The 11382-nt window shown below is 48.9% G+C and carries 5 protein-coding genes and 1 pseudogene; 2 read left to right on the forward strand and 4 right to left on the reverse strand.

Annotated features, from left to right (window positions below):
• Window positions 1–314: 314 nt before the first annotated feature.
• Window positions 315–2126 carry a WD40 repeat domain-containing protein gene (locus tag H6F68_RS15840; RefSeq protein WP_190560434.1) on the reverse strand — a complete coding sequence of 604 codons (1812 nt, stop codon included), beginning with the start codon at window positions 2124–2126 and terminating at the stop codon, window positions 315–317.
• Between the two features lie 97 nt (window positions 2127–2223).
• Here H6F68_RS15840 and H6F68_RS15845 point away from each other — a divergent pair, with 97 nt between their 5' ends.
• Entirely contained in the window at window positions 2224–2517 is a 294-nt protein-coding gene (locus tag H6F68_RS15845) for a hypothetical protein (protein WP_206755530.1), read from the forward strand.
• 470 nt (window positions 2518–2987) lie between these two features.
• Window positions 2988–3484: pseudogene (locus H6F68_RS29810) on the forward strand (tyrosine-type recombinase/integrase).
• Between the two features lie 97 nt (window positions 3485–3581).
• On the opposite strand, the gene H6F68_RS15855 reads toward H6F68_RS29810, so the two are convergent.
• The 3 genes from H6F68_RS15855 to H6F68_RS15865 all read right to left on the reverse strand — a co-directional run.
• Window positions 3582–6149: a CHAT domain-containing tetratricopeptide repeat protein gene (locus tag H6F68_RS15855; protein WP_190560440.1), complete on the reverse strand. Its 2568-nt coding sequence runs from the start codon at window positions 6147–6149 to the stop codon at window positions 3582–3584.
• A 36-nt stretch (window positions 6150–6185) separates the two neighbouring features.
• Window positions 6186–10304, reverse strand: a complete 4119-nt coding sequence (locus H6F68_RS15860; RefSeq protein WP_190560442.1) for a filamentous hemagglutinin N-terminal domain-containing protein — start codon at window positions 10302–10304, stop codon at window positions 6186–6188.
• A gap of 666 nt (window positions 10305–10970) precedes the next feature.
• The coding region (locus H6F68_RS15865) for a hypothetical protein (RefSeq protein ID WP_190560444.1) at window positions 10971–11382 on the reverse strand (412 nt) is incomplete at its 5' end.

Here is an 11382-nt window from a genome sequence, read left to right on the forward strand (position 1 = left end):
TGCCGACTGAATACAGGGTCTGGATTAGCCTCAGAAAATTGGAGCAAGTTGCCTTGTGTTTTTTGTCCAGTGCACAACCAGAAGAAGCAATGCTTGCTTAGCTTTGCACAAAACATTGCCTAAGATGCCTCAAAATGGCAATGTTTTTTCAATTTCTGCTTGCTTCAGGTTGCACAATTGGACTGGCTGAGGCATCTGAACAGAAACCTGCGGGCTTGAATTAGGAGCACTTTTCCGGCAACCAGTCCTGAGCTTTACTGCGTTGCCTGATCGAGTAAGCGCTGCCCAGCTTTTGTGACAGAGCCCCTGCTGGTTTAATCATTAGCTAGTTGCCAAACACAAATGGAGGTATCTTCACTACAACTGATTAGTTGTCCATCTGGGCTGAAGACTAAACCAGTGACCATTAGTGGATGCTCCTTGAGCTGTTGTAGCACTTGACCAGTGGCAACATCCCAGAGCTTAATAGTATGGTAAATTCGTCCATCATGTGCTTTAGAATAGCCAGCTGCTAGAAGGCGACCGTCAGGACTGAAAGCCATTGCAGTGCATGATTGAGCGTTTGGGAGAGTATGGACAACTTTCCCTGTCTCCAGATTCCAGATCGTAATTACATGCAGATCAGCCGCTGCTAACAACCGCTCATCGGGGCTGAGCGCAATACGGTCCCCCTGAGCTGAAGCTGGCAGTAAGGGAGAGGACAGGGGTTGGCCCGTCAACCAGTTCCAAAATTTGATCGAACCTGTTTGCGCCGTGCTGATCAAGCACTCATAACGGCTGCTAAACACCAAGTTGATAATATGGGTACGTTTGCCAAGTTCGGGATCGTGCTGAAACGATTGTAAGAGCTTGCCCTGTTGCCAATTCCAAATGTGAATACGATGGTTACCGCCGCCACTAGCTAGCCATTGTCCCTCGGCACTAATGGTTAAACATTCGTATGAACTGAACTGTTCATGTTTTAGACTCTGAATTTTTCGCCTCGATGCCACATCCCAAATGCCAATCCCACCATTTTCAAGCACAAAGAGAGTGAGTGGCAGATTAACGATCGCTGGGGTCAGGGCCAAACTCATTCTACTGAAATAGCGGGAATAGCCGCATGCAGATGTCAAGGTATGTAGCTGTTCGCCCGACGCTAAATTCCAGATTTTCGCCGTGTTGTCTCTGCTATGGGTGATGAACGTTTTGCCATCAGGGCTGAGTACTAGTGCGTAAATCTCATCCGTATGCCCTGCAAACGGAGAAAAGGTCTCATTTGTTTTCAAGTTGCGCAGCACTAGACTCCCGTCTTGACTGGTGGTTGCCAATAAGCCACCATCTTGAGAAATTGCGACCCGACGGTCGCGATAACTGAAGTAGCCACCGACCGGGAAATTAGGAATCGTCGGCATTCCTGGCGGCAAAGCCTTCAAACGTTGCCCTCGTTGTAAGTCCCAAATCTGAGTTTCGTTCCTAAGAATTTTACAGAGCAGCAGTTTAGCATCTGCACTGAGCCAAATGTCAGCCACACCCTGTGGTTCATCTGAACAGCCCTCGGAATGGGGGTTATAGCCCGTTGGAATGTAATGAATGACAGAGAGGCTGTGCAGCTCGGTATTGCTGACCAAATCCCATACTTTGACTGCTCCCCCCTCATAGGTTTCATTACCCGCCACAACGATTTGTCCGGTCGAATTAATCGCGACACAAGTGATTCGAGCCGGCATGTCAAAGGTGCAGAATGGTTTGCCATCTGGTAGGTGCCAAACCATGACTTGCCCCAGGTAAGACACCCGACCGACAATTGTGTGGCGATCGGCACTCAAGGATTGGTTATCGAATTGATAACAACCACACTGGATCTCGCCGAGCATTTGTTGAGAGGGAATATCCCAAATCGCCACCCTGTCAAGGGAACCAGTCTTGCCATAGCGAACGATCGCGGTTTGGCCATCTTGAGAAATTTGAATTTGTTGGGGATTACCCTGTAATTCCAGAGTCTGTATGAGTTTGCCTGTGCTAACTTCCCAAGTGCCGATGATGCGTTTTTCCTGTACCCCCACAATCGCTGTGCCATCTGGATAAAGCCCGATTGGTTGCTCAAACTTGAGGGTTTTCAGGGTATAACGCAGTTGAAAAGGCATAAGGCAAACCAATTCAGAACGACACAACCTTAGCCTAACTCCTGGGTTAGGGAATACTGGTCAATGGCTTTGGCAGTGAAATGGAGTGATAGCCTTGATGTCACCGTTATCCGAAGCAATAGAACGTCTTGAAGCTAAGTATCCAGGAGTTTTAGAACTAGGAGCGAAGTTTGAATATATCGAATTAGTAGTACGTGAACTTCCATATCAACTACCAAAGGAAGCCTACGAGTTATACCTCTTAACAGACGGCTTGGGTGCTCGTGCCCTTTTCTGGTGTGGCCATCTCCTCTGTCTTTCTGAAGCTGTTGATGCTTATAAGAGGTTGCAAAAATACAATAACTTTGGTTCTAACTGGTTTCCGATCATGGAGGATGAGGGTTGGCTCTAGTTTATTTTGGGTAGCTCGGAGCAACAACAAACATCACAAGTTTATAAAATTGATGGGAAAGACCTGATGAGTAGTGATGAAGTAGAACCATATCTCGAATACTCAAGCTTAGCAGAGATGGTTTTGGCATCAATAGCCGGAGCATAGATTGTCAAATAGCCATAAGTAGCAACGCTGTATAACAATTGCGGTGCAACAGATTAAAGGAACTGCTGGTGCTGAGTTGAATGTTACTGCAACTACTAACCGCAATCGTTAATACAAGTGCAACAATGCCGAAAATGACCATTTTCGGCATTGTTTGGTTTATCATGACTTGAGTTCTCAATGGTTTGAGGCGTACTACAAAAAATGCGCCACTATTCGTTTTCGGCAATGTTTCTAAAAAAGCGATGACACCTCCTCGCAAACCTAAAAATCAGGAAGTGCGATCGCGTGAGCATCTAACACCAGATGAGGTGGAGTTGCTAATGCAGGCAGCGAAGCAAGAAGGTCGCCATGATCATCGTGATGCCACGCTGATTCTTTTGATGTATCGTCATGGGCTGCGAGTCAGCGAGGCGATCGCCTTGCGTTGGGACCAAGTGGATCTAAAACAAGGGACGTTGCATGTCAATCGAATGAAGCAGGGTCACCATCAACACATCCACTATGGGGACCAGAATTACGAGCACTACGGCAGTTACAACGAGAGTATCCAGGCTCGCCGTATTTGTTTCGGTCGGAGCGCCAAGGCCCAATCAGCGATCGCACAGCCCACCACATCATGGCTAGAGCCGGAGAATTAGCAGGTCTTCCGTTTCCAGTTCATCCACATATGCTGCGTCATGCCACGGGGTATTACTTAGCATCGAACGGACAAGACACTCGAGCCATTCAAGCTTATTTGGGGCATAAGAATATTCAACACACAGTCCGTTATACAGAATTATCGCTAGGGCGATTCAAAGATTTCTGGATTGACTGAGCAGAGGAACAGCACCCTCGATGGTCAGCCTAGGAGACATTGAGTTACCTCAGCAGGGTGGTTACTCTGCTGAGGGCTATATCCCTGGAGATGCCAACTATTCTGCCTCACCTATTAAAGTGAACGCAGCCCAATCGAATGGACTAGGATGATCTTTCATCGTTGCTAGCATCGCCTGTCGAAGTGCCTGCGCCCTATCTGGAGAGTGCTTCAAATTTTTATAGAACGCAACCATCAACTGTGCCGTCGCATCATCCGGAACAGCCCAGAGAGAAACGACTACACTAGGCACTCCCGCAGAAATAAACGCCCGAGATAATCCAACGACCCCATCCCCGGTGATGCGTCCTCGTCCAGTTTCACAGGCACTCAGCACCACTAGCTCTGCCTGTAGCTGCAAGTCTAAAATCTCGCTGGCTGTTAACAGTCCACTGTCGTTACCTGAAGGAGCTAGCGCGATCGCTCCTGGTACTCCTATTCCTTCCAGAGATACATAGTTTCCTTGGCTCCCGTATTCGAGTAATCCATGGGTCGCCAGATGAATGAGTGGAGCTTGGGGCAATTTTTGCTTAATTGATGCTTTCGTTGCTTGACTGCCTGTAATGGCGACTGTATTTAATAGCTGAGCAACCTGGTGTGCTTCCTCCTCTGCGTTAGGAAGGGGAGCCAGTTGCCCTGGGGGTTGTCCTAGAGCTGTGGAAACCATAGGCATGACGGGATTACCCACGACAAGAGGAGGAGCTTGCTTGCGTCCTCGGGCTTGTTGCCGTTGCTGATGAGTTAAGTCAAGGACCTGGATTGCTGGAGCTGACAGAATAGTATGACGCTCGATCAGATATTGACCGCTCTCATCCTGTAAGGCGGGGAAAGGTGCCAGGAAGAGGGATTCTTGGGGAATAAAGATAACCCGGGCATTAGGATCAGTGGGCAGCAGGCCTGAGATCGGTTCAATCAAAAGGCTATGCAATCGTTGCAAGGCACTATTTTCCTGGACATCCTGGCTAGGGGTGGTCGAATCGGTTGGCAGCGGTACTTCCGGGAATGTCAGTTCTTTATTGCGATTGCTAGTGCCAGATTCTGCGCTGACCGATTTTATAAGGTTGTTACAGCCAGGACTTCCGTTCAGACACCGACTCGCATTAACGAGCTCAGACAGAGTCACGCCTTGTTGCCACAAAGGTTTAAGATCAACCTGTCGAAAGGCAATCTGCCCGGATGGGCTAACCACCCAGATATACAAGTCTTGCTCTCGACTCCGCTGTTTACCGCGAAACTTGAAGTCATCATCAATAACGATCGCATACTCAACGAGGGTCGCGTTCTGCTGCCGAGCGATTTGTTTCAGTTTGCCAAGGGTTGGTATTTGAGCATTGCTGTTGATTGCTTTTTGATTGCTTGGCTGAACAAGTCGGCGGGAGAGAAGCTCGACAAAGGCACGAGCTCGTCCCTGCTCAGAGATTTCTAATGCTGCTTCCGGTTGATTCGCAGCAATCAAAACTTGTTGCAGCAAGTTATAGGTCTGAACCTGGGTATCAAAAATCGAAACTTGATAGGTATCGCTCAGCCCTGGGCGGATGCCATCGAGCAACTTTGCCGCAGCTCGAAGTTGGGTTTCTGCCTCTGTTAACTTGCCTGCCCCGAACAAGGTATGTCCTAAGTTATTCAGGCTCCTGCCTTCGAGTTGGGGATTGCCAATAGTTCGGACGATATCCAAGCTCTGCTGCAAAAATTTTAGGGCTTTTGGGTAGTCTCCCTTATCCTCATAGGCGATGCCAAGACTTCCCAGCGCTTCTGCTTGCCGCTGGCGTTGCTGGCTCTGTTGAGCAATGGCTAAACTCTGCTGGTAATATCCAATCGCTTTTTCGATTTCCTTCTGAGAGTGGTACACCGAACCCAGATTAATCAGGGTGCTGGCTTGACTGGACTGGTTTCCGTTGGCTTTGGCAAGGTCTAACCCCTGCTTCAAAGCTTTGATTGCGTCATCGGATTGACCTAAATTGGCATACAGGGCACCCAGATTGCTCTGAGCGATCGCTTCTCCTAGGCGATCGCCGGTTTGTTGAGCCAGCTTCAAGCTTTGCTCGTAAGCAGTTCGAGCATTGTCGTAGTCCCCAACTGCTTCAAAGGTATTCCCCAGATTGAGCAGCACCTGCCCCAACCCTTGGCGATCGCCCAAGGCGCGCATCAGTTTCCCAGCTTTTCGATGGGCATCGATGGCTTGGCTGTAATTGCCCAAACTCGCATAGGCAGGTCCCAAATTTCCCTGAGCTTCTGCTTCCATCCGCGTTAGGTTTAGGGCTTGCGCCAAGGGAAGCAGCGCTTCTAAGGTTGCGACTGCCTCCCGATAGCGCTCCATTAGAGTGTAGGCAGCACCAATATTTGCTAGTGCCGACGCTTCTCCTGGGCGATCTTGCAGCTGTTGATACTGCGAACGTGCTGCTTGCCAAGACTTAAGTGCATCTTCCAGCTTCCCTGCCTGGTACTGTTGATTTCCCTGTTGCAGTAGTTGGTCTGCTTGGCGATTTTGACTCGGCTTCTCAACCAATGGTGAGGGTGAGGGAACAGAATTAACCGCAACGGAGGGAAACACGGGCAGGCACAGAAAAGCGGCGATCGCTCCTCCCAAAATCCTTTTCCATCTTTTCTTCACAATTGGCTGGTTCATCGTTTCCACAAGTGAAGGACTAACCTGTTGCTAGTTTTACCTCACACCCCCATCCAGCAATTTGAGAATTTGAGTATCATCGGCTGTGGTATCACTAATGGCTGTTGCACAGGAGACTTCAGGAGAGACAGTCGAACTCACAGAAGTACGCGTTGCTCCTGATGTAGATGCAACAGCAGTCATCGACACAGGTTTACAGATGGTTTGATCTGGCTGATTGAGCTGCCCGGAAAGGGAGGGTCTATCTTTCTGGGCCTGTGGAATTTGACCATTGCTCGGATCGGCAGTAGTCCCCCCGTTGCTATTAATGCTGCCGCCGTTGCCTGTGCTGCCGGTTGTTTCTTTGGCTGTTTCTTGAGGAAGGAGGATTGGACCGGCAGTAGTCCCCCCGTTGCTATTAATGCTGTCGCCGCTACCTGTGCTGCCGATTGTTTCTTTGGCTGTCTCTTGAGGAAGGAGGATTGGACCGGCAGTAGTCCCCCCGTTGCTATTAATGCTGCCGCCGCTGCCTGTGCTGCCGGTTGTTTCTTTGGCTGTCTCTTGCGGAAGGAAGGGAATAGGTTGGGTAATGGTATAGAGCTGAGAGTTGTCATCGTTGCCAACAAAAATTGCGCCTGCCGTCCCACTGTAATAGCTGGGAAATTCTTGTACTGGCAAGAATCGGTCGTTTCTCTCTAAGCGAAGCCTCGCATCCGGATCGCTGGGATTGAAATTACTTAGAGATTCAAAGCTGGAAAGAATAAGTCCGGGTTCCGTATTGGGAGCGATCGCAAAGTCAATATCAGCCCCTCCTCCAATAATTTGGAGTGTCTCATTGTTAATACCACTTCTGCCACTGTGACGGATGCGAATATTAGAAGGGGCGGTTGATCCATACGAGTAGGCAACAACACTAGTTGGAGTTGTTTGCCGATTAGCTACGGTAATCTTTGCCTGTGATTGCTCCAACTCTGCCCGATTAAATCCTTGATTAACAAAGAAGTTAATTAGCTCTGGGCTGCTTCTCAGCTCTATTTGTTCTCCACTACTGCTCACCCCAATGTTGCCAAGCCGAAATTGAAAGGCAGCATCGGTTGCCACAAATTGTCCGACTGAATTGATGTCAATGCCACCCATCCCAGAGCGAATTGATCGAACGATAATATCACCATTAGTTGATTCCAGCTTGACAGCACCTTGTTGGGGCAGATCTCTAATTCCGATAACGTTAAAGCTCCTGTTATAGGCGTCAATAATCCCTAGTTGAAGATCGGAGCCAGCAACCCTCACCTCTCCACCCCTAGTCGAAATATTTCCAGTAGCAACCTGGCGATTGGACTCTATGTCTACTGCTCCTCCAAATGGGTAGCGTGTGAAATCTGAGTTGCTATCGGAAGAACGAGTGTCAATCGTCCCAGTAGTGATACTTCCGGGTGCGTTGAGCGTCACACTGCCGCCCTTACCAACTACAACAGACGTGTCAATGTTGCCCACTGTAATGGTGGCAGGAGAAGATGAAGTTGCCGATGTACTAAAGAGGGTAGCATTAACCGGATTTGCCGGAACGTTTGAAGAACCATTCAGGCTTGTTACCCCAGCCCGCAGAATCAGCGAGGGACTGCTGTTGAGAATTGCAATATCGGGGTCTGCTCCAGTGAGAGATTCATTGGGTGCCAAAATCCGAATGTTACCGCCTTGAATACTCCCAGTTGACTCAACCTTGAGCGCTAACCCCTGATAATCACCGAACGTTACATCTCCAGTTGCCCGGATTAGCGTGTTAGAGCTGGCAATGTTGTTTGGTCTGCCGCGAAGATCAGTTGCTTCAAACGCACCTCCCGTGAAGTTCCCGTCAGCCACAATTCCGCTGTTGCTAGCCAGGGTAGTGCTGCTAACGCTTTGAAATAGAGATCCTGGGTTATTTGTCGCTAAAACTTGAATAGCTTGATTTCCCTGAACATAGATAGACCTACCAGACTGAATCACAGTTGGGCTGGCAGGGCGATCCAAAATTGACACCCTATTATCCGAGGAAAGCCGCACGAAGCTGAGAGGGTTTACTGGATCTGCAATTAGACGGCTACTAATAATTGTCAATCCATCGCGAGCGTTGAGGCTTAGCTGGTTTGTCGCGTTGAAGCTGTTTTTATCCAACGTCAGGCTACCCTGCTGCACATTCAGTTGTAGATCCCGTGCATTCAGTTCTGAAGATGATAAAGAGTCGATCGCGGTAAGCTCAATCGTTCCTGTTGTGCTTGCCCTGAGAACACTAACACTTCGACCACTGGCAATCAGATCGCGTAATCGAGATGTTTCACCAACTTCAGGTATAGAAATTGAGCCGCTTCCGGCAATGAGTCTTAAATCTCTGGGTGTAGCTCCATCGCTGTTAATAGAACCACGGAGGAAATCGACAGAAATATTGCCACCGTCGCCTGTCGCGGTAGTGGTGTTAAGAGTTGTATTACCAGCAAGAACCACTGGTCCATCTAGATCAATATTTCCTCCATTCGTTGAGATGTTTCCAACAAAAATGTTCGTTGGGCCGGGCTTAAATGACGAGTTTTCTCCTGGTTTAATTTTGATGTCTCGCCCATTAGTTTGAATGGTTGCATCAGCACTCATCGAAAAGGAGCCGCCGTCTCTAAAGTCGCTGTTTGGAGTGAAGGTAATCGAGCCTCCCGATGTGGCAGAACCAGGGGGATTACTGGAAAACGATAGGGAAACACCTGGATCAATTGCAATGTCGTTCGTTGCTTCTAACTGGACATTGCCAGTAATCGCTTCTAGAGCAGCTTTAGAGATGGTGAAGCTAGTCGTCGGAGAATCTGTCGAGAGGATTTGTCCATCAGCAAGCTGGTTGTCGTCCGCGGCACTGTTGCCTGCCACAATTCGAATGTTGATTGGGTCAAGTAGGAGACTTCCTAGCATTCCATTCGGTGCGCTTAGGTCAGTGGTGCCATCAAAGGTCAAATTTTGTTTGCCCGACACTTCCACAAAGCCACCATTACCAGTTTGTGAGCCACCATGAGCGCTAATGCTGCCATAGAAACGAGTCGCGTTATCTGCCCAGACAATGACCTTACCGCCATCACCGTTTTGCAACGCATCAACATTAATGACAGAATCTGCGCTGACGTAAGTCTGTTGAGCATTCGGAACGGTGCCTTCTCCTTTGTAATCGCCACCAACTAAGACAATGCCGCCACCATTGGTACCAGAAGCATCAATATTGGCATCAACTAAACCCACCTTGTCGCCCAGTATATGGACAGTTCCACCCGTTGCCCCAGAGGCATCCACAGTACTCGAAACGATCGCGGTTCCTGCCTCAGTTGGCACAGCGACGCCCGAGCCCGTTAGTCTGACGACATCACCTTCAACTGTGACTCCAGTCGCGTTGTTTAAATTCCCGCCTACCAGAAGTTGTGGAAGGGAAAGAGGCGTAAAAGGCAAGGCGTTAACCGTGGTTCCTGTCTCGACAGGCAACGCCAGACTCAGCAAACTCCCATCCTGAGAGAGGCTAACTAACTTTTCACCTGGAACTGCGGCAACCGTGATCTTGCCTTCCGGTGCGGTGAGGGTTCCTGTGTTGATAACTGTCCCGCCGAGTAAGGTAATACTCTGCCCCTGTCCCACTCCCAGGTTGCCTGCATTAACGATCGCCCCTGGTTGAGCCATCGTAAAGGCAAAGCTGGTGGGATTGCCGATTAGATTGGTGTAGTCATTGGAGCCAATCGCATTGAACCAATTGCCCTCAAAGCCAATGCCATTGGCGGTGGTGGCGGTAAAGGAACCCCCCACATTTAGACTGGCACCAGAGCCAAAGATAATTCCAGCCGGGTTCATCAAGTAGAGGTTGGCATTCCCTCCTGTCACTTGAAGCACTCCATTGATGAGAGAGGCATTGCCCCCTATCACTCGTCCCAGAATGTTTTGCACACCAGGGTCAACGAAGTTAGCTGTTTGCCCTGCATCCACATTGAACTGACCAAAGCTGTGAAACAGGTTACTCCCTGCCTGAGTTCCTCCAGTGATATCGGTCGTGCTGCTGCCGTTTGGACTGATGGCTGTTCCATCACCGGCAGAAGTGATTTGTGCGTGAGCTGAGTTGGGAACTACTGTTGCCAAACCAACTGCCAGGACAGGAAGACCAAGAAGTTTCAGCCAGTTCATAGGATCAAAATAGGAGTGGGTAAACCAGGAGAGAGGTACCGTGCAGGAAGCACTCAGTTTTCAATCCACTCGGCTTGTCCTGGGTAAACTGACCGCATTGAGCGACTCCAAAAGAAGTTGAGAGATTGAAAACAATCGGTACATTTAGCACATCGGCCACTAGTATATCTACTGCCTTTTCTGATTCCTATACACTTAAACTAATCTTTAAACAGTAAATCTGCGGGTCGTTTTATTTACTCTCTCCTTGCCCAAACCGAAATGCAGCTTTCATTACTCAATACTTGTAAACAAACTCGTTTCCAAATCAACGTCTCATTCTTCTTAGAACGGATGAGTTTGTTTATAGCTATGCTCGAAAGAAGCTATTTCTGGAAAGGAAATTATTGACGAGTAGAGTACACCCTTAATGTCATCATTTTTGACTTGTGCTAAACCTGGAAACTCCTAGTGCTCGGGAAACAAAATTAGAGGAAATCCTATTTGTCAGATTGGTGGGATAACCTTTATTGGAAGCGATCGCTAAGGGTGCAGAGAGAGCCACAGCCTTCTAGTTTGTTGTAAAGGGTTACTGACCGATCGCCTGCGACTCGAAATGGCTGGAACCCTGATTCTATCGTTGACTAATAAGTTTCACTTAATTTGTGGGCGCTGCTAGGACAGCCTTCAAAAATTCCCTGTCCGGTTCAGAAAAGCCTCGACTTGCACCTTTGCCTGCTCGATCTCCTGGCGCGACTCTGAGGAACCGGAGTCGAAGACAGCACCATTGAACATTCTGACCCTCAGAGAGGAGCTAGGAGACCCATCACTCCATTCCTGAGTGCGAATGTGAATGCTCTCAATTGATGACAGCGGCAGCACTTGCGTCCGTTGAGGTACGATAGGGGCACGTTCTGAGTAAGTGAAAGTTGAGCGTAGCGCATTGAAGGTCATCTGAGAACTCAGCCCAGCCAATGCAGCAAAAAGGAATAACCCACTCACTGCGATCGCACCGGCTGAGACAAGGGCAAAGAGCAGGAAAACTGGGTTCCAATAGTCATGCCATTGCACGCGCCACAACAGTTCGTAGGGTGCGAGC

This window comes from Trichocoleus sp. FACHB-262, assembly GCF_014696035.1.
Lineage (GTDB): Bacteria > Cyanobacteriota > Cyanobacteriia > FACHB-46 > FACHB-46 > Trichocoleus.

Bases quoted from the DNA above. Each gene is read 5' to 3' on its own strand.
- H6F68_RS15860 (WP_190560442.1), bottom strand. From the start codon at position 10,304: ATGAACTGGCTGAAACTTCTTGGTCTTCCTGTCCTGGCAGTTGGTTTG.
- H6F68_RS15840 (WP_190560434.1), bottom strand. From the start codon at position 2,126: ATGCCTTTTCAACTGCGTTATACCCTGAAAACCCTCAAGTTTGAGCAA.
- H6F68_RS15845 (WP_206755530.1), top strand. From the start codon at position 2,224: ATGTCACCGTTATCCGAAGCAATAGAACGTCTTGAAGCTAAGTATCCA.
- H6F68_RS15855 (WP_190560440.1), bottom strand. From the start codon at position 6,149: ATGAACCAGCCAATTGTGAAGAAAAGATGGAAAAGGATTTTGGGAGGA.